The following is a 19810-nucleotide window of genomic DNA, read 5'->3' on the forward strand; positions in this document are numbered from 1 at the left end:
CCCGGTCAGAACACGTCCGGGCACCAGGGGCGCCGCGCCGTCCGGAACACCGCGTCGGCCAGCGCCAGCGCGCCCGGCCGCTCCTCGGCCACCCGCCCGAGCGCGCCGAGCCGCACCGCGGACTGGTCGCCGAGGTACAGGGAGCCCAGCGCGGCCGCGTCCAGGCGCAGGTCCGCGGGCTCGTCGGTGGCCGTGCACTCCCCCGTGCCCGCGTCGAGCCGGTAGCGCCCCGCGGCCGGGCCGTCCGGGTCGACGACCTCCAGGACGAGGACGCCGGGCACCGCGTACGTCCGCGCCCGCAGGGCCCGTACGACGTCCAGCAGCCGCACCCACAGGAAGTCCGCGCAGGTCACCAGCCGGGCCGCGCGCGGGTCGGGCAGCAGGTGCGGGACCAGGTCGTCGGGGGCGCGGTAGCCGGTGCGCACCTTCAGCACCCAGTCGATGGAGCACAGGAAGTGCCACAGGGCCCGCTCGGCGGCGGGGGTGGCGGCGAGCAGCTCCGTGACCTGGAGGGTGTTCTGCGGGGTCTTCGCGTCCGTCCAGTGGTCGTCGGCGGTGTACGCCGCCAGGCCGGCCACCTCGCCCTCCGCCGTCCGGTACACCGCGTGGAACCTGTCCTTGTACGGCCGGAACGACATCTCCTCCCGGCCGGTGGCCAGGCTCCACCAGCGCTCGTCGCGGTTGACCGCGCCGTGCCGGGAGGCCCGTATCCGGTCGTGCAGGGCCGGGCCCACCCGGCGCGCCTCGGCCGCGTCCACGATGTCGATCCGGCCGCCGTCCTCGGGCCGCGACCAGCGCGGGTCCAGCCCGGTGCGCTTGACGTCGATCTCCCATTCCGCGACCGTCACCGCGGGCCCGTACCCGTACCGGCCGTAGATCGGGTACTCGGCGGCGATCAGCGTCGACAGCACGTCGCCGCGCTCGACGGCGGCGGCCAGCTCCCCGGCCATCATGCGGCTCAGCAGGCCCTGGCGGCGGTGCGTGGGCATGACCGCGACGTTGGTGATCGCGGCGGCGGTGACCGTCGCCCCGCCGGGCACCGTGAGCTCCTGCCGGAAGGAGCGCAGGGTGCCCGCGCAGGCGCCGGTGGCCGCGTCGAAGGAGCCCCACACGCGGTCGAGGTCGCTGTACTTGGCGCGCTGGGCGACGTCGGAATCCGTCACCCGGGTCGCGGTCAGGAAGCCGGTGTTCACGGCCCGCATCCAGGCGGGGAATTCGGATTCGACGATCAGCCGCACGTCAGCACTCATAACTCGCCACGCTAGTGCGCCCGTCCGCACCGCGTCGCGGCAATTTCCGCCGCCGCGCCGCTCACGTCAGCAGGTCGTCCACCTGTGCCTCGCCCTCCCGGTAGCGCCGGGTGATCTCCGCGGTGCAGGCGTCCACCGTGCGCTGCAACTGCTGCCGGCGGCGCGAGACCTGCTGCTCGTATCCCACCAACCGGCCCATCGCGTCGTGCAGTTCGCCGTCCGTCCGGGCCTGGAGGTCCGACAGCTCCACGTCGGCCAGCATCTCCGCGGCCAGCAGCCGGTACTCCTCGCCGTGCGGGGTCCCGAGCGTGACGTGCCGGGCGGAGGCGCTGCGGCTGGACGGGGCGTCGGCGAGGATCTCCGAGAGCCGGTCCACCACCGGCGGCTCGGGCGTGACGGGCGCCTCCGGGTCGCTGCGGCGGGCCAGTTCGGCCCGCAGGATGTCGATCCGGCCCTGCAGGAGTCTGCGGATGTAGCTGAGGTCGGCCTCGTCGCGCTGGGCCTCGCGCCGCAGGGTGCGCAGTTCCGGCAGTCCGAGCGCGGTGGCGGGCGGGGTGGCGGGCGTGGTCGGCGCCTGCTCCTCCGCGGTGCGCTGCGCGGGTGGTCGGACCGCGCCGGCCACCGGAGCGGCCACTGCTGACGGGACTGAAGCGGCCGGAGCGGCCGAAGCGGTTGGAGCGATTGAAGCGGCTGATGTGGCCAACGCAGATACGGAGGTACCAGAAGTATTCATGTGAACGTGTCCGTCCCCTCGACCGGTGCATGGGGTCTCGCCCGGCCCGTGGGGCCGGGGGGAAGCACCGCCTGCGTGCATCGTGCCACTGTCCGTGGTGCCGGCGCAGTCCCCGTCCACCCGATCGGCCCCGGACGGGTGCACGCCTGGTACACAGGTGGTATGCGAGCAGTGGTGCAGAGAGTGGACGGCGCGAGCGTCGTCGTGGCCGGCGAGACCGTGGGCGAGATCGTCGGCGAGGGGCTGTGCGTCCTGGTGGGGGTGACCCACGACGACACCCCGGAGAAGGCGGCGCAGCTGGCGCGCAAGCTGTGGTCCGTACGGATCCTGGAGGGGGAGAAGTCCTGCAGCGACGTGGCCGCGCCACTGCTGGTGATCTCGCAGTTCACGCTGTACGGGGACGCCCGCAAGGGCCGCCGCCCCACCTGGAACGCGGCGGCGCCCGGCGAGGTCGCCGAGCCGCTGGTGGACGAGGTCGTCGCGCAGCTGCGGGCGCTGGGGGCGACGGTGGAGACGGGCCGGTTCGGGGCGGACATGCGGGTCTCGCTCACCAACCACGGCCCGTTCACCATCGTCATCGACGTCTGAACGGCACCCGGACGGGGGCCGGTCGGGGCCGGACGGCACCCGGGCCGCGCCCGGGCCACGCCCGGGCCACGCCCGGTCAGGGGCCGACCAGGGGCCGACCAGGGGCCGGTCAGGGGCCGGTCAGGGGCCGGTCAGGGCGCTACGACGACCTCCTGCGAGGCGGCCGTCTTCCCGGCCAGCAGCGGCGCGTCGACGGGCACGTTCCGCTTGACCAGGGCGAGGGCGATCGGGCCCAGCTCGTGGTGGCGGACCGCGGTGGTCACGAAGCCGAGCTGGCGGCCCTCCTCCCCGTCCGCGGCGAGCCGGACGGGCGCGCCGTGCGACGGGAGGTGCACCTCGGAGCCGTCCAGGTGCAGGAAGACCAGGCGGCGCGGCGGCTTCCCCAGGTTGTGGACGCGGGCCACCGTCTCCTGGCCGCGGTAGCAGCCCTTCTGCAGGTGCACGGCGGTGCCGATCAGGCCGATCTCGTGCGGGATCGTGCGGTGGTCGGTCTCCAGGCCGAGCCGCGGCCGGTGCGCCTCCACGCGCAGGGCCTCGTACGCGAGGAGCCCGGCGGCCGGGCCGTGCGCGGCGGCGAAGGCCTCCAGCTCCGCGCGGGGCAGGAAGACGTCCCGGCCGTGCGGGGTCTCCCGGACCACGTACTCCTTCGGGACCTCGGCGATGGAGCCAGCCGGCAGGTGGACGACCGCGAACTCGGCGGTGCGGTCGACGACTTCGACGCGGTAGAAGAACTTCATCGACTCCAGGTAGGCGATCAGCGCCTCCTGGCTGCCGGGCTCGACGTGCGCCCACACGGTCTCGCCGTCGTCGACGAGGTAGAGCTGGTGCTCGATGTGGCCGTTCGCGGAGAGGATCAGCGCCTCGGTGGCCTGCCCGGGCGGGAGTTCGGTCACGTGCTGGGTGATCAGCAGGTGCAGCCAGCTCAGCCGTTCCGGTCCGGTGACGGCGACGACGCCGCGGTGGGAGAGGTCGACGAAACCGCGGCCGTCGGCGAGGGCGCGCTGTTCGCCGTAGAGCTCTCCGTAGTGGGCGGCGACACCCTCGTCACGGCCTTCGGCCTGGACGGCGCCGGGGAGGTTCAGCAAAGGGCTGGTCATGGGACCAAGCCTACGACCCTGCTATGCGGGTTCGGCACGGTGTTCGGCGGCGCACGTGCGGCACAGGCCGAAGATCGCGAAGTGCTTCATGTCGGTCTCGAAGCCGAAGGTGGCGCGGAGCTTCTCGGTGAACTCGGCGGCCACGCCCAGGTCCGCCTCGATCACGTCCCCGCAGTCGCGGCACACCAGGTGGATGTGGTGGTGCCGGTCGGCGAGGTGGTAGGTGGGGGCCCCGTGCCCGAGGTGGGCGTGGGAGACGAGCTTCAGCTCCTCCAGGAGCTCCAGCGTGCGGTAGACGGTGGAGATGTTGACCCCGGAGGCCGTCTTGCGCACGTGGGCGAGGATCTCGTCCGGCGTCGCGTGCTCCAGGGTGTCGACCGCTTCGAGCACGAGCTGGCGCTGCGGGGTCAGCCGGTATCCGCGCTGCCGCAGGTCGCTCTTCCAGTCGGTGCCCGAGGCACGGTCGGGGCTTTCGGCGCTCACCACCCGGCCAGTGTAAGCGCGGGAAGGGGACCGCGGGCGGGCCTGCGGTCCCCTTGTCCGATGTGCGCGTCCGGCCGGACGGACGGTTCGATCCGTTCGGCCGGTTCAGTCCGCTCGACCCGTTCGGCCGGTTCAGTCCGATCGGCCCGTTCGGCGGCTCAGCGGAAGAACGCGATGCCGTCGTCCGGCATGTCCGGGAGGTTGCGCGCCATCTCGGCGACCTCCTCGGGCGTGACGACCTTCTTGAGCTGGGCCGACATGTACGGGCGCAGCTCCACCTCCGGGGTGGCCTTCTCGCCGACCCACATCAGGTCGCTCTTGACGTAGCCGTAGAGCCGCTTGCCACCGCTGTACGGGCCGGAGGCGGCGGTGCGGGCGACCGCGTCCGTGGCCAGGTCGATCTGGGGCTTCTTGTCGGCGAGCTCGCCGTACCAGACCTCGATGACGCCCTGGTCGCGGACCATGACGACCTCGACCTTGCGGTGGTCGTCGATGCGCCAGTAGCCGGACTCCGACTCCAGCGGCCGCACCTTCTTGCCCTCGGTGTCGAGGACCCAGGTGCGGGAGGTGTACTCCAGGAAGTCCCGGCCGTCGTGGGTGAAGACGACTTCCTGGCCGAAGTTGCACTTCTCCTCACCGGGGAAGTCGAAGACGCCCGCGCCCTCCCAGGTGCCGAGGAGGAAGGCCAGGGGGACGAGGCCGGGGTTCAGGTCGGACGGGATCTGGATCATGGGTGGCTGCTCAGGCGATCTCTGGGAGGGGATTCCGGTGGTCCGGGGGATGGCTGGTCCGCGAGGGATCAGCGCTGGCCCTGGTACAGCTTCTTCACGGCCAGGACGGAGAAGGCGAGGACGCCGACGCAGACCAGGACCAGCAGGGAGGTGAAGACTGCCTCAAGCACGGGGTGCTCCTCGGAGGTTTCGGGTGGCGGGTACGGGGCCGGTCCCCAAGCCTACTGGCCTGGGGACCGGCGCACTCCGCGAGGTAGGCCGCAGCCGTCACCTCCGGCGCGGCGCGGCGTGCCCCGGGGCTCCTCAGCGGAGCAGCTGGCCCTGCAGGATCACCGTCTGGTGGAACGGGACGCTCGCCACCGAGCCCTTGCGGCTCTGGAACACCGCGGCCTGCACGTCGCCTGCCTGGACGCACCCGATCCGCACCTCCTCGTCACCGACGGGCCGTGCCTCCGCGAACAGCTGCGGCGCACCGTCCCCGGGCCGGGGCTGCGCGCGCTTCGCCTTGACCCAGTCCTCGTCCTCCTCGATCCGGTTCACGCCGTTCACGTTCATGTTGATGCCGCAGCGCTCGCGGCTCTCGGCGAACCCGGAGGAGGCGAAGCGCAGCAGGTAGACGCGGGTACGGGTGCCGTCGGGCATGATCCAGCCGCGGCCGACGATCTGGCGCAGGCCCTCGTCGGTGAACTCCCGCTTCATCTTCGCGCGCACGGTGGGCTCGAACTCCTCCAGGAAGGCGTCCTCGGACACCTTCTGGTCCTGCTCCACCTTGAACGCCTTGTCCGGGGCGGACCCGGCCGGGGCCGGCAGGAGCAGCTGGAACAGGGCGGCGTAGTGGATGCCGTCCTTGTTGTCGGGGGCGAAGGGCTGCGGGGCGCCGGGGGCCAGGGTGGGCTTGGCGAGGACCGGGTAGTCCCAGCGGCCGTCGCCGGCGGTGGCGAGGCCGGGCAGGTCGGTGCGCTCCGCCCGGGTGATCCCGTACGCGGTCCCGGTCCCGAAGGCTGCGAAGGCGGCGGCCGCGGCGAGCCACCGCAGTGCCGTGCCCGTCCGGCGCCGGCCCCCGGGCGCGGCCGGCTCCGGTGCCGCGGCCGGCGGCTGCTCGGCCGGGTCCGGGCCCTGCGGGGCCGTGTCGGTAGTGTGCTGCTCGGTCACACGGACTCCCCGGGGGACTTCAGGTGGCTCAGCTGGTTCTTGAAGAAGGAGACGGCGTCGTTGGGCGAGAAGGGCTTGGGCCCGAACGCACGGAAGTGGACCAGAACATCACCCTGGACCGCCACGCAGTCCATCGAGTCGATCTTCTCCCGCTTCCCCTCGCCGATGGCCAGCAGCACGCACTTGGCCTCCGGGTGCCCCTCCACCGCGGGGGCGCCGCGGCCGTCACCCGTCAGCTCCAGGAGCTTCTTCGACACCTCGGAGAACTTGCCCACGGCGTGGGGGGCGGCCTGCATGATGCGGACCTGGTAGACGGCGGTGCCGCCGCGCCTGGTGTAGCTGCGGCCCGCGAGGCCCTTGAGCTTCAGGCCCTCCAGCACCTCGTCGCGCTGCTTCCGCGAGGCGCTGGACAGCCCTCCGCGGGCGTCCTTGAAGCCCTGGACGGCCTTGTCGCCGGCGACGGAGAAGTCGTTGCTGTCCTGCCCCAGGTCGGGGCCGAGGGTGAAGTCGGACGGGACCGGCAGCAGCTTCCCGGACAGCTCGCCGACCGGGACGGGGGCGGGCTCGGCGGGCTCCGCCGGGCGCTGGCCCTCCGCGCTCCAATAGCGGGTCGGGGCGGTCCGGTCGGCCTTCTCCAGCGCGACGAACGCCGCGATCCCGCCGCCGGCGAGGACGGCGAGGCCGACCGCTCCCGCGACCAGGGCCACGACCTTCCGCCCGCGCCGGGGCCCGACCCCGGCCCCGGTCCCGGCCGCCGCGGCCCCGGCCGCGGCCCCGCCCGTGGGCTCGCCCGTGGGCTCGCCCGCTTCGGGAGCCGTCGGGGTGTCCGTGTTCAGCGGCTCGGTCACAGTCGCTCCAGCTGTCGCTTGGCCAGGTCGATGACATCGCCCTCCGCGACCTGACCGCGGTTGTCGATGTAGTCGATCTCCATGACGATGTCGCCCCGGCGGGCGATGGCACGGGCTCCGCGCAGGGGGTGGTACCCCCGCCGCTCCTGGGCCTTGGAGTCGACCCACACGTGCCCGAGATCCTCGGGAATCCCCGGGATGGCCACGCCGGGGTTGCCGGCGTACTCCTTCTGCGGCATGAGCTGGGCCAGCTCCTGCTGGTAGACGTCCGCGCCGTCGCGGTCGCGGAACTGGATCAGGCGCACGTCGACGAGGACGCGGTCGTCCTGGGACCAGGTGGTGGCGGCGACGCGCCGGACCCCCTCCTCCGCGAAGCCGCTCAGGGCCTTGTCCGGCTCCTCGAAGTTGAGCGAGAAGACGTCCAGGCTCTCGTAGCCCTTGCCGAGGGCCTTCGCTCCGCCGGGCATCTCGACCAGCAGCTCACTGAGGTCGCCGTCCGTCTTGTGGCGGCGGTTGGCGTTGATGGTCTCGCGCGTCGTGCCGGCGTCGGGCGCGAGCGCCTTCGGGGTGTCCAGCTTCTGCTGGGCGAGCGGCGCGAGCGGCGTCGGAGGGCGCCCGTACTGGACGGCGTACCCGGCGACGGTGCCGGCGAGGATTCCGAGGGCGGCCCCGCCGGCGATCAGCAGGGCGGTGCGGCGGCCCCGGCGGCGAGCGCCCGGCGCCGACGGGTCCCCCTCTTTCCGCAGCTCGGAAGCGGTCTGTTCATGTTCCAAGGAAGTGTCCCCCCACAGGACTGTCCACGCGGATGATCACCCGCGTGGACATGACATGTACCGGAGGGGAGCGGTTGTACGGAAACGCATTACGTTTCGCGCTGGCGGAAAATCATTCGTCGCGCCGCCGCTTCCCGTCCAGTTCGTCCCACCACTCGTCGGACTGCGGATCGCCCGAGGGGTCGTCCCACCAGCGGTCGTCCGGGCCGCGCCGGTTCGCGATCATCGCGGCGACCGGCGGGATGACCATGGCGACGACGCACATGGCCACGGCCGCCTCGACCGAGAGCAGGCGCACGAAGGACCAGGCGGAGACGAAGAGGAAGAGACATCCGCCCATGAGGAGGAAGTAGATGCGGCGCCGGCGCGCGTACATGCTTCCAGCGTAGGTCCGGAAGCGGCGCCGCGAAGGCGTACGGCGGCGGACGGCGCGAAGGGCCGCACCCTGCTCCAGTGGCGTCCAACCCCCTGGGGTGCGGCCCTTCGGCCGGTTCGTGGGCTACCGGCGGTACCGGTGCCGGTGCCGGTGCCGGTGCCGGTGGCCGGTCAGACCGCGATCGCCACGTCCGTGACGCCGCCGGCCTCGGCCACGACCACGGCGCGGTCCGCCTGGCCGCCCGGGACGAGCGCCCGCAGCGTCCAGGTGCCGGTCGCCGCGTAGAAGCGGAACTGGCCGGTCGCCGAGGTCGGGACCTCCGCGGTGAACTCGCCGGTCGAGTCGAGCAGCCGCACGTAGCCGCTCACGGGCTCGCCGTTCTTGGTCACCTGACCCTGGATGGCCGTCTCACCGGGCTTGAGCGCACCGAGCTCCGGTCCGCCGATCTGTGCTCCGCACATGTGTCTGTCGTCCTGTCCTCGAGAAGTGGTTCTGCCGGGTGTCGCGTGCCCGGGATTACTTGTTGGCGCCCAGTTCGATCGGCACGCCGACCAGGGAGCCGTACTCGGTCCACGAGCCGTCGTAGTTCTTGACGTTCTCCTGGCCCAGGAGCTCGTGCAGCACGAACCACGTCAGCGCGGAGCGCTCACCGATGCGGCAGTAGGCGATGGTGTCCTTCGCCAGGTCGACCTGCTCGGTCTCGTAGAGGGCCTTGAGCTCCTCGTCGGACTTGAAGGTGCCGTCGTCGTTGGCGTTCTTCGACCACGGGATGTTGCGGGCGCTCGGCACGTGGCCGGGGCGCTGCGACTGCTCCTGCGGCAGGTGGGCCGGGGCGAGCAGCTTGCCGGAGAACTCGTCGGGCGAGCGGACGTCGACCAGGTTCAGGGAGCCGATCGCGGCCACGACGTCGTCGCGGAAGGCGCGGATCGAGGAGTCCTGGGCCTTGGCCTTGTACGCGGTGGCCGGGCGGTTCGGGACCGCGGAGCCGTCGACCAGGTCGCGGGAGTCCAGCTCCCACTTCTTGCGGCCGCCGTCGAGGAGGCGGACGTCCTGGTGGCCGTACAGCTTGAAGTACCAGTAGGCGTAGGACGCGAACCAGTTGTTGTTGCCGCCGTAGAGGACGACGGTGTCGTCGTTGGAGATGCCCTTGGCGGACAGGAGCTTCTCGAAGCCCTCCTGGTCCACGAAGTCGCGGCGGACCGGGTCCTGGAGGTCCTTCTTCCAGTCGATCCGGACGGCACCGGCGATGTGGTTCTTGTCGTAGGCGGACGTGTCCTCGTCCACCTCGACGATGACGACGTTGGCGTCGTTCAGGTGGGCCTCGACCCAGTCGGCGTCAACGAGGACGTCGCTGCGGCTCATGGTGTTCTCCTCCGGGGCAGTGTGCGGCGGGGCGGTGCGGGTGGCTGCTGCGGGCGGCGCAGGGCGCTCCCGTGGGCACTGAGCGGGGAGGCGCCAGTGGACAGGGAGGAGACGGCTGCGCACGGCCACGCGGGAAGGGCGGTCGTCCGAACTGGTGGAGCGGATGCGCTCTCAGGTCACATGGATCGACAGAGCATGGCGGCGACGCGACACAGGTCTACTGCCCGTCGCTTCGTGAGGTCCGCCTGCTGATGCTTCATGCCTGGATCGTAGGGACGAACCGGCCGCCCTGTCACCGGTGTGTCATATATCGAGACAGGAACGTCCGAATCTCGGGATGCGATCCGGCCAGGACGGCCCCCCGACCCCCTGCCGGGGCCTGTCGGCGGCCCGTCCTTCTGCGGATCGGACCGTCCTGTCTCACGATCCGGCCAGCGAGACGTCCGTACCGCTCAGCACCAGGTGTACGCCGGCCTCGTCCGCGGTCAGCCCGGTCAGCTGGAGCCCGCCCGGCAGCCCGCCGTCGAGGCGCCGCTCGAAGTCGGTCTTCTTGCGGATTGCGCTCTCGATCCCGGGGATGCCCTCGCCGGGGACCTCGTCAGCCCGCACCTGGACCAGTTTGCCGCCGCCCTTGCCGTTCCCGCTGTTCCCGCCGTTCCCGCCGTCCTTCGCGTCGACGAGCGTGACGGTCGACACCACGCTGCGGGTGAAGGTCCGGCCCATGATCTCCACGGACGCGGTCACCTTCACCTTGTCCGGCGCCCCTCCGTAGGCGAGCTTCACGCCGGTCTGCGAGGCCTCCGTCAGGTCCGGGTACGTGATCAGCGCGGAGCCCTCGGCGTTCCGGGCGGTGCCCCCGCTGTAGTCCCCGTTCAGCTTCACTCCGCGGAAGCTCGCCCGGAGCTGCGAGAGCCGCGTCTTGCGGCTGTCCGCGACGGCGTCGACGCCGTCCAGCCGGATGTCGACCTGTTCGAGCTCGTGGCTCAGCGCCTGGGTCAGGAACGGGAAGCCGTGGATCTCCACCTCGGCCGACCCGGCGAGCCCCTGGCGCGCCTGTATTCGCTCGGCGAGCCTGCCCTCGGCATAGCCGGCCGCCCAGCGGTCGGCCCCGACGGCCAACGCGCCCAGCACCACGACGACGATCACCATGACACGCAGGAAACGCACGTGCCTCTCCCCCCTGTAAAGACCGGTACGTCCGCCTCTAGTTGACCATGCACATACGTACGGAGGCCGTCAGCGTCGCCGACGGCCTCCGCCCCGCGTGTTCAGGGTTCCTGCCCGGGCCTCAGCCCACCACCCGTCCCATCAGGTAGACGGCGGGAGCGGCGGCCGCCAGCGGCAGCGCCACGCCGGCCGTCATGTGCACGAACTTCGACGGGTAGTCGTACGCCGCCACGCGCAGCCCGATCAGCGCGCACACCCCGGCGGCCAGGCCGAGCAGCGCCCCGCCCGCCCCGACGGAGGTCATCCCGCCGACCGCGATGCCCGCACCGGCCGCCGCGGCCAGCGACACGCCCGCGGACGGCAGGGGCGGCAGGGGCAGCGCGCGGACGAACACGGCGACCGCGACGGCCGCCGCGCCGACGGTGACGGCCGCGGAGTCGGCGGCCAGGTAGCCGGCGCACACGATGGCCAGGGCTGCGGAGGCCACCGAGGCCATCAGGCCGTACATGCGCTCGTCCGGGTCGGCCTGGCTGCGCAGCTGGAGGACCAGCGTGAGCAGCACCCACACGCCGAGCGTGCCGATGATCGCGCCGGCGGCGTACGTGTCGTCCACCGCGAGCACCGCGGCGTCCGCGGCGAGGGCTCCGGCGAAGGCGAGGGCGATGCCCTGGCGGGCCGGCCACATGCCGTTGAGCCGGAACCAGCCGGCCGCGGTGAGGCCCTGGAGCGCCACCAGCGGCAGGAGCAGCACGAGGTCCCCGACGACGGCGGCGACGGCGAGCAGCAGCCCGAGCGCGCTGGTCACCACGGCCGACTGCGGGCCGGGGTCGATGATCGGCGAGCGGCCCTCGGCGCGGGCCTGGGCCGGGTCGACGGCGCGCATGGTGTTCCCGCCGAGGGTGGCCGGGGACCACTCGGGCTCCCCGGCCGGGTCGGCGGGCCCGCCGGGAGCGGGCGCGGCGTGCCGGCCGGGCGCGGCGGCGGCAGCGGGCGCCGCCTCCGGACCGGCCGCGGACGTCGCCGCCCCGGGCGTCGCCGCCCCGGGCCCGCCGGCGGCCTGCGGCGGCAGGTAGGCGGTGGTCTCCGCCCAGGACTCGGCGGGAGCCGCGGAGGCGCCGGGAGCCGCCGGGGCGGGGGCCGCAGCCGCGGGGGCCGCGTCCCGGAACCAGCCCTCCGGGACGGCACCCTCCTGCACGGGCGGGAGGAATGCGGTCTCGGCGGCGGCGCCCTCCTGCACGGGCGGCAGGTACGCCGTCTCGGCGGCCGCGCTGTGCTGCTGCACCGGCGGCACCGGCGGGAGGCAGGCGGTCTCGGCGGCCGCGCTGTGCTGCTGCACCGGCGGGACCGGCGGGAGGTAGGCGGTCTCGGCCGCGGCGGCGTTCTGCTGCGGGACCGGCGGGAGGTAGGCCGTCTCGGCGGCCCAGTCCTGCACCGGCGCGGCAGCCGGAGCCGGGGCGGGCGCGGGCGCGGCGGGGGCCTCGTCCCGGAACCACCCGTCGGGCGCGACCGGAGCCTGGTACGCCTGCGGCTGCGCCTGGTACGCCTGCGGCTGCGCCTGGTACGCCTGGGGCGGCATCTGCGGCCGGTGCCGGTGCTGCGCCTGCGGGTCGGCCGGGCCGGGGTACGGCGGGAGGTAGGCGGTCTCCGCCCAGTCCGCCCCCGTCCCCGCCCCCGTACGGGGAGCCGGAGTCGGCGCGGGCACGGCCGCCGGGCCGGCGGACGCCTGCGGGGCCACGGGCCCGGGCGCGGGCGCCGGTGCGGCGGGGGCGTCGTCCCGGAACCACCCCTCGGGCGCCACGGGCTGCTGCGGCTGCACCGGCTCGGCGGCGCGCATCACCGGCTGGTAGCTCGTGTCCCAGGTGTCCGACTGCCAGGTCTGGGTCGCGTACGGGTCCTGCGGCGCGTATCCCTGCTGCCCGGCGGCCTGCTGCCCGGCGGGGGCCTGCTGCCCGGCGGCCTGATGCCCGGCCTGCTGCTGCTGTCCGGCGGCCTGCTGCCGCTGCTGTTCCTCAGGAGTGCTCATCGGTTTCCGCTCACCCGCCCGCGAACGGCGGGAGCACCTCGACGGTGCCCCCCTCGGTCAGCAGGACGGCATCGTGCGGGCGCTTGCCCACGGGCTCGTCGTTCACGAGGAAGGAGCAGCGCAGCAGGACCCGGGTCAGCTCCCCGGGGTGGCGTTCCCGCACTGCGTCGAGCGCCTCGGCCAGTGTCCGCGCCGAGTACGGCTCCTCCGCCGTATGGGCCGCGGCCTTGGCCGCCGCCCAGTAGCGGATGGTTCCGGTTGCCACTGCAGCTCCTCTTCGTCGGCTCCACCGTCGGCCTCCATGATGGCCCCTTCCGGCCGCTGGTCCCGCGTGCCTCCGTATGTCTCCGCTTGCCCCGGGTGCGGCGGGAGCGCACCCGGACGGCCCACAGCGGCCCTCCCGAAGCCCGCCGATCATCCGAAACCGGGGCATACGCTGGTTCCGGGGGTGGCGCGAACCACAGGAAGCGCGTTCCCGGAAGCCTCGGCCGGGCGTCGGCAGGTGGGCTATCCTGCTGGCGAAGGATCCGGGCAACGTTGCCCCCGGGTCCTTTTGTGCTTTCAGTACGTTGAACGGAACGAGAACAAAGGCGCCCGGCCGGCCCCCCGGGGCGCGGGGGCCGGCCGACGCCCGCAGGGACCGGGCGCGGGGCACCGCGCCGCGCCCGGCACGCACCCGTACGAAGCAGTACCGCGAAAGTCCTCGACGGGACCGAGGAGGAACCGACGTGACGGACCAGCGAACCGTGCACCACCGACCGACCCGACCGACCCGGGCAGGGGGGCGGGCATGAGCTCCCTCCTGCTGCTGACCAACGCCCTGCAGCCGTCCACCGAGGTGCTGCCGGCCCTCGGCCTGCTGCTGCACAACGTACGGGTGGCCCCCGCCGAGGGCCCGGCCCTCGTGGACACCCCCGGGGCGGACGTCATCCTCGTCGACGGCCGCCGGGACCTGCCGCAGGTGCGGTCGCTGTGCCAGCTGCTGCGCTCCACGGGCCCGGGCTGTCCGCTGATCCTCGTCGTCACCGAGGGCGGCCTGGCGGCCGTCACGGCCGACTGGGGCATCGACGACGTCCTCCTGGACACGGCCGGCCCGGCCGAGGTCGAGGCACGGCTGCGGCTGGCCACCGGCCGCCAGCAGCTGGGCGCCGACGACTCCCCCATGGAGATCCGCAACGGCGACCTGTCGGTCGACGAGGCGACGTACTCGGCGAAGCTGAAGGGCCGGGTCCTCGACCTCACCTTCAAGGAGTTCGAGCTGCTCAAGTACCTCGCCCAGCACCCGGGCCGGGTCTTCACCCGGGCCCAGCTGCTGCAGGAGGTCTGGGGCTACGACTACTTCGGCGGCACCCGGACGGTGGACGTGCACGTACGGCGGCTGCGCGCGAAGCTCGGCCCGGAGCACGAATCGCTCATCGGCACCGTCCGGAACGTGGGCTACCGTTTCGTCACGCCGGAGAAGGCCGACCGGGCCGCGGCGGAGGCCGCGGAGCGGGCGCCCTCACAGGTCTCGGCCGACGCGTAGGGGGCCGTCCCCCGGACGGCGGAAGCCCGTGTGACCGTCCATCCACAGGATGCCCTGCCCAGAGGCCGGTCACCCCGCGTAGACTCCCAGCGTGGCCAAGGTGACGCGGGATGATGTGGCGCGACTTGCGGGTACTTCAACCGCCGTCGTGAGCTACGTCATCAACAACGGACCCCGGCCGGTCGCCCCGGCCACGCGCGAGCGTGTCCTCGCAGCGATCAAGGAGCTGGGCTACCGCCCGGACCGGGTCGCGCAGGCCATGGCGTCCCGGCGCACCGACCTCATAGGCATGATCGTTCCGGACGCGCGCCAGCCGTTCTTCGCGGAGATGGCGCACGCGGTCGAACAGGCTGCCGCCGAGCGCGGGAAGATGGTGCTGGTCGGGAACTCCGACTACCGGGACGAGCGCGAGGTCCACTACCTGCGCGCCTTCCTCGGCATGCGGGTGTCCGGCCTGATCCTGGTCAGCCAGGGCATGAGCGAGCGGGCGGCCTCCGAGATCGAGGCCTGGGACGCCCGGGTCGTGCTGCTGCACGAGCGGCCCGAGGCCATAGACGACGTCGCGGTGGTCACCGACGACATCGGCGGCGCCCAGCTCGCCACCCGCCACCTCCTCGAACACGGGCACGCGTACGTCACCTGCATCGGCGGCATCGAGAACACCCCGTCGGTCGGCGACCCCGTCGCCGACCACGTCGAGGGCTGGCGCCGGGCCATGCTGGAGTCGGGCCGGTCGGTCGAGGGCCGCCTGATCGAGGCCCCGTACAACCGCTACGACGCCTACCGGGTCGCGCTGGAGCTCCTGTCGGGCCCCGACCGCCCGCCGGCCATCTTCTGCGCCACCGACGACCAGGCCATCGGCGTGCTGCGGGCCGCCCGGGAGCTGCGGATCGACGTGCCCGGGGAGCTGGCGGTCGCCGGCTTCGACGACGTGAAGGAGGCGGCGCTGACGGACCCGCCGCTGACCACCGTCGCCTCGGACCGCCCGGCGATGGCGCGGGCCGCCGTGGACCTCGTCCTCGACGACGGGCTGCGGGTGTCCGGCTCGCGCCGGGAGCGGCTCAAGCAGTTCCCGTCGGCGCTGGTGATCCGGCGCTCCTGCGGCTGCCTCTGACCTGCCCCTCCCCTCCCGCCCGGGCCGGCTCCGTCCGTCCGGCGGGGCCGGGGCGGGTCCGGCGGGGCCGGGGGCGGTATTGCATCGGGCCCACGAGGTTCTGTCGCGCTTCTCAGCGGGCACTCAGAAAGCTCTCATGATCCGCGGACAGAGTCTTGGACATGACCGAGAGCTTCCGCCGCGAGGGCGGGTACCCGCAGGAGAACCGCACGTACCAGGGCGCGCCTCTCGGCGGCTCCTACCCCCCGCCGCCCGCCTACCTGCCGGGCTCCGACGACCCGGCGCCCGGGTGGTTCGAAGCGCACCAGCCCCCGGTGCTCCCCGGCGAGGCCCTTCCCCCGGCCGCCCCCGCCGGCCCCGCCCCCGCCGGCCCGGCGCACGCTGCCCGGGCCAAGCGCCCGGTGGCGCTGCTCGCCGCGGTCGCGATCGCCGCGGCGGTCATCGGCGGCGGCACCGCCACGCTCGTCCAGCAGCTGCTCGGCGACGGGGCGGGCATCGCGGGCGGCTTCAACGGCACGGTCGTCTCGCAGTCCAACAGCGGCACGGTGGCCGGGGTCGCCGAGCAGGTCAGCCCCTCCGTCGTGCGCATCGACACCCGCACCGGGTCGGGCCAGGGCACCGGCTCGGGCTTCGTCCTCACCGCCGACGGCGAGATCGCCACCAACAACCACGTCATCAGCGGCGCCTCCGAGATCCAGGTCACACTGAGCGACGGCCGGAAGTTCCCCGCGAAGACCGTCGGCACGGACCCGGACAAGGACCTCGCGCTGATCAAGCTCCAGGGCGCGTCCGGCCTCAAGCCGGCCCGGCTCGGCAACTCCGACGGCGTCCGGGTCGGCGACCAGGTCGTCGCGATCGGCTCCCCGGACCGCCTCACCGGCACCGTCACCAGCGGCATCGTCTCGGCGCTGAACCGCGAGGTGAACGTACCCAAGTCGGAGCAGGCGCCGCAGCGGCAGCGCGGCGGCGACGGCAGCTGGCCGTTCTCGTTCGACGGCCGCCAGTTCAACGGGAACCCCGGCTCGAACACCACCTCGTACAAGGCCCTCCAGACGGACGCCTCCCTCAACCCCGGCAACTCCGGCGGCGCCCTCCTCAACATGAACGGCGAGGTCATCGGAATGCCGTCCGCGATCTACTCGCCCGCTGCCGACAGCTCCGCCGCCGGCAGCGTCGGCCTCGGCTTCGCCATCCCGGTCAACACGATCAAGGCCGACCTGGACTCCCTCCGCAAGGGCGGCGGCAGCAGCGGCAGCGGCTCCGCCGGCGGCAGCGGCCGCTCCCCCTCCTCCACCGCCGACGGCTTCGGCGCGGGCTTCTAGCCGGCGGACCGTGCGACGCTGGAAGGCACCGCCGGCCGCCCGCCGCCGGCCGCACACCGCCGCACACCACCCCAGGGGGACCGCATGAAGCCCGTCGAGGACGACCTGCAGCGCATCCTCGTCGTCGACGACGAGCCCGCCGTACGGGAGGCCCTGCGCCGCAGCCTCGCCTTCGAGGGGTACGCGGCGCAGACCGCCGTCGACGGGCTCGACGCCCTCGACCGGGCGGGCTCGTACGCCCCCGACCTGATCGTCCTCGACATCCAGATGCCCCGCATGGACGGCCTGACCGCGGCCCGCCGGCTGCGCGCCGCCGGGAACACCACCCCGATCCTGATGCTCACCGCCCGCGACACCATCGGCGACCGCGTCACCGGCCTCGACGCGGGCGCCGACGACTACCTCGTCAAGCCGTTCGAGCTGGACGAGCTCTTCGCCCGCGTCCGGGCCCTGCTGCGGCGCAGCGCGTACGCCGTCCCCGTGCCCGGCCCGGCCCCGGAGCCCGACCACCACCTCGCCTTCGGGGACCTGCGGATGGACCTCGCGACCCGCGAGGTGACCCGGGCGGCGCGCCCGGTGGAGCTGACCCGGACCGAGTTCACGCTGCTGGAGATGTTCCTGGCCCACCCCCGGCAGGTCCTCACCCGCGAGCAGATCCTCAAGACCGTGTGGGGCTTCGACTTCGAGCCCAGCTCCAACTCCCTGGACGTGTACGTGATGTACCTGCGCCGCAAGACCGAGGCCGGCGGCGAAACCCGCCTGGTCCACACCGTACGGGGCGTCGGATACGTCCTGCGCACGGCCGGAGCCGGAGATTCCGGGGGGCTTGAGTGAGCCCGGCCGCCCGGTTCCGCGGGCTGCCGCTGCGCTCCCGGCTCGCCCTGCTGGTGGCGGTCGCGGTGGCGGTGGCCGTCGCGGCCGTGGCCGCCGTGTCGTGGGTGATGGTGCGCACGCAGCTGCGCGAGCAGCTCGACCGGACGCTGGTGGCCACGAACCCGGACGCGGAGGTCGTACGGGCCCTGAACGACAGGGTCTGCGTCACCGGGCCCGCCCGGCCGGCCCGCGAGATCGCCGGGAACCTGAACGCGACCGTGCAGATCGTCCTGCCGAACGGCACGCACTGCTGGGTGGGCGGCCGGACCGACCTGCCGGTGGTGGAGGCCGACCGGGACGTCGCCACCCGGCAGCGGGCGAACGTGCTGCACGACGTGCAGACCGCCTCCGGGACCCGCATGCGCGTCTACACCTTCCAGGCGCAGGCCCAGCCGGGCGCCCCCGTCTTCGGCATCTCGGTCGCCAAGCCGCTGGCCGACATAGACAAGCCGCTGTCCACGCTGACCTGGGTGCTGCTGCTGGTCTGCGGGGTCGGTGTGGTCGGCGCGGGCGCCGCCGGCCTGTGGGTGGCCCGGACGGGCCTGCGGCCGGTGGACGAGCTGACCGGGGCGGTCGAGCACATCGCCCGCACCGAGGACCTGACGGTGCGGATCCCCGACGAGGGCGACGACGAGATCGCCCGCCTGTCGCGGTCGTTCAACTCCATGACGGCGGCCCTGGCCTCCTCCCGGGAGCGGCAGGCCCGGCTCATCGCCGACGCCGGCCACGAGCTGCGCACACCGCTGACCTCGCTGCGCACCAACATCGAGCTGCTGGCGCGCAGCGAGGAGACCGGCCGGGCCATCCCGGCCCAGGACCGGCGGGAGCTGCTGGCCTCGGTCAAGGCGCAGATGACGGAGCTGGCCTCGCTGATCGGCGACCTCCAGGAGCTGTCCCGGCCGGACGCGGGCCCGCCTGCCCGGCTGGAGGTCGTGGGCCTGCACGAGGTCGCGGGCACCGCGCTGTCGCGGGCCCGGCTGCGCGGTCCGGAGCTGGTCTTCGAGGCCGACCTGGATCCCTGGTACGTGCGGGGCGAGGCGCCGGCGCTGGAGCGGGCCGTGGTCAACGTGCTCGACAACGCGGTGAAGTTCAGCCCGCCGGGCGGGGTCGTCTCCGTCGCGCTGCGGGCGGGCGAGCTGACCGTACGGGACCGGGGGCCCGGGATCCCCGCCGAGGACCTGCCGCACGTGTTCGAGCGGTTCTGGCGGTCCTCGTCGGCCCGGGCGCTGCCCGGCAGCGGGCTCGGCCTGTCGATCGTGGCCCGGAGCGTGCAGCGCGCGGGCGGCACGGCCGAGCTGCGGGCCCCCCGCGACGGCGGCCCGGGCACGGAGGCCGCGCTCCGGATCCCGGGCGCGCCGACGCCGCCTCCTGCGGCGGCGGCCGAGGCGGCCGGGGCAGCCGGGTCTGCGAGGTCTGCGGGATCTGCCAGGGCTGCCAGGGCTGCCGCGGTGGGTGCAGCGGGTGCAGTGGGTGCAGCGGGTGCGTCAGTTGTGCCGGACGAGTGAGGCGGCCAGGCCGGAGCGGGTGTTCGGGAAGTCCATGGGGACGATGCCGAGCCCGGTCCGGCCGGCCGTCTCGGCGCCGTCGACAAAGGCGTGCACCTGCGGGTTCAGCCGGTCGGAGTTCCAGCGCGGCGGCAGGTAGGCCGAGGTGCTGGTGTGGTTCACGAAGAGCCGGCCGGGCTGCTGGACGGCCTTGCGGAAGTGGTTCTCGATCAGGCCGCGCTTGGCGAAGGGCTCGGCGTTCCGGTCGTCCTGGATGTCGAAGACGCCGCCGTCGTCGTCGCCGTACCGCAGGCCGGGCAGGCCGGCGTTGTCGGCGAGGAGCACCACCCGGCCGCGGGCCTGGCCGAGGGCGGGCAGGGCGTCGGCGATCCGGAACAGCGGCCGCCGGCCGCGCCGGTCGAGGTAGTCGTCGAAGACGGCGCAGAAGACGGCGTCGCTCTCGGTCGAGTACTCCTGCCGGACCCGCATCAGGACCGTCTCGCGGGGGTGCGCGGCGAGGAAGTCCCGGCAGGCGGCAAGGACGTCACCGAACATCAGGCCCTGCTGGAAGGAGCCGTGGTGGATGGCGAACGAGCCGCCCGTCACCCGGCAGCGCACGTCGAGGAAGCGGATGCCGGAGTCGAGCTGTTCGGCGATCGAGGTGTTCTGGCAGGCGACGCAGAACCCGCCCCGGCGGGCGCCGGAGTCGTGGGTGCCGGGGATGGTCATCCGCTGCAGGGCGGTGGAGTCGCCGAGTCCGGCCATCCAGTCCTGGGTACCCCGTGTGCCTGTGTCGAGGGAGTGCGCGCCCAGCGCGCGTGCGGAGGCGGGTGTCCCGCCCGGCGCGAGGGCCGCGCTCGCGCCCGCCGCCACCGCCCCCACCGGAAACATCCGACGATCCACAGCCGT

Annotated in this window: 21 protein-coding genes; 6 read left to right on the forward strand and 15 right to left on the reverse strand. The window is 73.7% G+C overall.

Annotated elements, in window-relative coordinates; translation table 11 throughout:
* Positions 1-5: 5 nt before the first annotated feature.
* Positions 6-1250 (reverse strand): GNAT family N-acetyltransferase, encoded by a 1245-nt coding sequence (locus tag ACIQUT_RS27955; protein ID WP_403566668.1) that lies wholly within the window; start codon positions 1248-1250, stop codon positions 6-8.
* 61 nt (positions 1251-1311) lie between these two features.
* Positions 1312-1983, reverse strand: a complete 672-nt coding sequence (locus tag ACIQUT_RS27960) for an AmfC protein (RefSeq protein WP_403566670.1) — start codon at positions 1981-1983, stop codon at positions 1312-1314.
* Between the two features lie 162 nt (positions 1984-2145).
* Here ACIQUT_RS27960 and dtd point away from each other — a divergent pair, with 162 nt between their 5' ends.
* On the forward strand, positions 2146-2571 hold the full coding sequence (gene dtd / locus ACIQUT_RS27965) for a D-aminoacyl-tRNA deacylase (RefSeq protein WP_179173437.1): 426 nt from the start codon (positions 2146-2148) through the stop codon (positions 2569-2571).
* Positions 2572-2702: 131 nt separating this feature from the next.
* On the opposite strand, the gene ACIQUT_RS27970 is transcribed toward dtd, so the two are convergent.
* The 12 genes from ACIQUT_RS27970 to ACIQUT_RS28025 all read right to left on the reverse strand — a co-directional run bounded on the left by ACIQUT_RS27970 (position 2703) and on the right by ACIQUT_RS28025 (position 12848).
* Positions 2703-3668, reverse strand: coding sequence for a YgfZ/GcvT domain-containing protein (locus ACIQUT_RS27970; protein WP_403566672.1), 966 nt, complete (start codon positions 3666-3668; stop codon positions 2703-2705).
* 21 nt (positions 3669-3689) lie between these two features.
* Complete coding sequence (locus tag ACIQUT_RS27975; RefSeq protein ID WP_403566674.1) at positions 3690-4151, reverse strand: Fur family transcriptional regulator; 462 nt, start codon at positions 4149-4151, stop codon at positions 3690-3692.
* A 158-nt stretch (positions 4152-4309) separates the two neighbouring features.
* A complete protein-coding gene (locus ACIQUT_RS27980; protein WP_403566675.1) occupies positions 4310-4882 on the reverse strand; it encodes an FABP family protein in 573 nt (190 codons plus the stop codon).
* Positions 4883-5185: 303 nt separating this feature from the next.
* Positions 5186-6034 (reverse strand): hypothetical protein, encoded by an 849-nt coding sequence (locus ACIQUT_RS27985; protein ID WP_403566678.1) that lies wholly within the window; start codon positions 6032-6034, stop codon positions 5186-5188.
* Positions 6031-6882 carry a hypothetical protein gene (locus ACIQUT_RS27990; protein WP_403566680.1) on the reverse strand — a complete coding sequence of 284 codons (852 nt, stop codon included), beginning with the start codon at positions 6880-6882 and terminating at the stop codon, positions 6031-6033. The genes ACIQUT_RS27985 and ACIQUT_RS27990 overlap by 4 nt, the downstream gene beginning before the upstream one ends.
* The gene (locus tag ACIQUT_RS27995) at positions 6879-7655 is read right to left on the reverse strand and encodes a hypothetical protein (protein ID WP_403566682.1); all 777 of its coding nucleotides are present in this window, start codon (positions 7653-7655) and stop codon (positions 6879-6881) included. Before ACIQUT_RS27995 ends, ACIQUT_RS27990 begins: the two co-directional genes overlap by 4 nt.
* 112 nt (positions 7656-7767) lie before the next feature.
* A complete protein-coding gene (locus ACIQUT_RS28000; RefSeq protein WP_403566683.1) occupies positions 7768-8031 on the reverse strand; it encodes a DUF3099 domain-containing protein in 264 nt (87 codons plus the stop codon).
* A 170-nt stretch (positions 8032-8201) separates the two neighbouring features.
* Positions 8202-8492, reverse strand: a complete 291-nt coding sequence (locus tag ACIQUT_RS28005; RefSeq protein ID WP_403566685.1) for a DUF1416 domain-containing protein — start codon at positions 8490-8492, stop codon at positions 8202-8204.
* Between the two features lie 55 nt (positions 8493-8547).
* Positions 8548-9393, reverse strand: a complete 846-nt coding sequence (locus ACIQUT_RS28010) for a sulfurtransferase (RefSeq protein WP_403566687.1) — start codon at positions 9391-9393, stop codon at positions 8548-8550.
* Between the two features lie 420 nt (positions 9394-9813).
* Positions 9814-10560 (reverse strand): DUF2993 domain-containing protein, encoded by a 747-nt coding sequence (locus ACIQUT_RS28015; protein ID WP_403566689.1) that lies wholly within the window; start codon positions 10558-10560, stop codon positions 9814-9816.
* 121 nt (positions 10561-10681) lie between these two features.
* The gene (locus tag ACIQUT_RS28020) at positions 10682-12583 is read right to left on the reverse strand and encodes a hypothetical protein (RefSeq protein ID WP_403566690.1); all 1902 of its coding nucleotides are present in this window, start codon (positions 12581-12583) and stop codon (positions 10682-10684) included.
* 10 nt (positions 12584-12593) lie between these two features.
* Entirely contained in the window at positions 12594-12848 is a 255-nt protein-coding gene (locus tag ACIQUT_RS28025) for a MoaD/ThiS family protein (RefSeq protein ID WP_179173447.1), read from the reverse strand.
* A gap of 525 nt (positions 12849-13373) precedes the next feature.
* On the opposite strand from ACIQUT_RS28025, the gene ACIQUT_RS28030 reads away from it, so the two are divergent.
* The 5 genes from ACIQUT_RS28030 (at position 13374) to ACIQUT_RS28050 (ending at position 18922) form a co-directional block, all read left to right on the forward strand.
* Complete coding sequence (locus ACIQUT_RS28030; protein ID WP_403566692.1) at positions 13374-14108, forward strand: response regulator transcription factor; 735 nt, start codon at positions 13374-13376, stop codon at positions 14106-14108.
* A gap of 91 nt (positions 14109-14199) precedes the next feature.
* Positions 14200-15222, forward strand: coding sequence for a LacI family DNA-binding transcriptional regulator (locus tag ACIQUT_RS28035; RefSeq protein WP_403566694.1), 1023 nt, complete (start codon positions 14200-14202; stop codon positions 15220-15222).
* A 161-nt stretch (positions 15223-15383) separates the two neighbouring features.
* Positions 15384-16544, forward strand: coding sequence for a S1C family serine protease (locus ACIQUT_RS28040; RefSeq protein ID WP_403566696.1), 1161 nt, complete (start codon positions 15384-15386; stop codon positions 16542-16544).
* A gap of 84 nt (positions 16545-16628) precedes the next feature.
* Positions 16629-17378, forward strand: coding sequence for a response regulator transcription factor (locus tag ACIQUT_RS28045; protein ID WP_403566698.1), 750 nt, complete (start codon positions 16629-16631; stop codon positions 17376-17378).
* Entirely contained in the window at positions 17375-18922 is a 1548-nt protein-coding gene (locus ACIQUT_RS28050) for an ATP-binding protein (protein WP_403566700.1), read from the forward strand. The genes ACIQUT_RS28045 and ACIQUT_RS28050 overlap by 4 nt, the downstream gene beginning before the upstream one ends.
* On the opposite strand, the gene ACIQUT_RS28055 is transcribed toward ACIQUT_RS28050, so the two are convergent.
* Positions 18902-19792 carry a phosphatidylinositol-specific phospholipase C gene (locus tag ACIQUT_RS28055; protein ID WP_403566702.1) on the reverse strand — a complete coding sequence of 297 codons (891 nt, stop codon included), beginning with the start codon at positions 19790-19792 and terminating at the stop codon, positions 18902-18904. The genes ACIQUT_RS28050 and ACIQUT_RS28055 overlap by 21 nt on opposite strands.
* Positions 19793-19810: the final 18 nt, after the last annotated feature.

The sequence above is a fragment of the Streptomyces sp. NPDC090445 genome (assembly GCF_044769385.1).
Taxonomy (GTDB): Bacteria; Actinomycetota; Actinomycetes; order Streptomycetales; family Streptomycetaceae; genus Streptomyces.

Coding starts and splice junctions, on each gene's coding strand:
- ACIQUT_RS28000 (WP_403566683.1), bottom strand. CDS start 8,031: ATGTACGCGCGCCGGCGCCGCATCTACTTCCTCCTCATGGGCGGATGT.
- ACIQUT_RS27970 (WP_403566672.1), bottom strand. CDS start 3,668: ATGACCAGCCCTTTGCTGAACCTCCCCGGCGCCGTCCAGGCCGAAGGC.
- ACIQUT_RS27960 (WP_403566670.1), bottom strand. CDS start 1,983: ATGAATACTTCTGGTACCTCCGTATCTGCGTTGGCCACATCAGCCGCT.
- dtd (WP_179173437.1), top strand. CDS start 2,146: ATGCGAGCAGTGGTGCAGAGAGTGGACGGCGCGAGCGTCGTCGTGGCC.
- ACIQUT_RS28005 (WP_403566685.1), bottom strand. CDS start 8,492: ATGTGCGGAGCACAGATCGGCGGACCGGAGCTCGGTGCGCTCAAGCCC.
- ACIQUT_RS28030 (WP_403566692.1), top strand. CDS start 13,374: ATGAGCTCCCTCCTGCTGCTGACCAACGCCCTGCAGCCGTCCACCGAG.
- ACIQUT_RS27955 (WP_403566668.1), bottom strand. CDS start 1,250: ATGAGTGCTGACGTGCGGCTGATCGTCGAATCCGAATTCCCCGCCTGG.
- ACIQUT_RS28045 (WP_403566698.1), top strand. CDS start 16,629: ATGAAGCCCGTCGAGGACGACCTGCAGCGCATCCTCGTCGTCGACGAC.
- ACIQUT_RS28040 (WP_403566696.1), top strand. CDS start 15,384: ATGACCGAGAGCTTCCGCCGCGAGGGCGGGTACCCGCAGGAGAACCGC.
- ACIQUT_RS28010 (WP_403566687.1), bottom strand. CDS start 9,393: ATGAGCCGCAGCGACGTCCTCGTTGACGCCGACTGGGTCGAGGCCCAC.
- ACIQUT_RS28020 (WP_403566690.1), bottom strand. CDS start 12,583: ATGAGCACTCCTGAGGAACAGCAGCGGCAGCAGGCCGCCGGACAGCAG.
- ACIQUT_RS27980 (WP_403566675.1), bottom strand. CDS start 4,882: ATGATCCAGATCCCGTCCGACCTGAACCCCGGCCTCGTCCCCCTGGCC.
- ACIQUT_RS28055 (WP_403566702.1), bottom strand. CDS start 19,792: ATGTTTCCGGTGGGGGCGGTGGCGGCGGGCGCGAGCGCGGCCCTCGCG.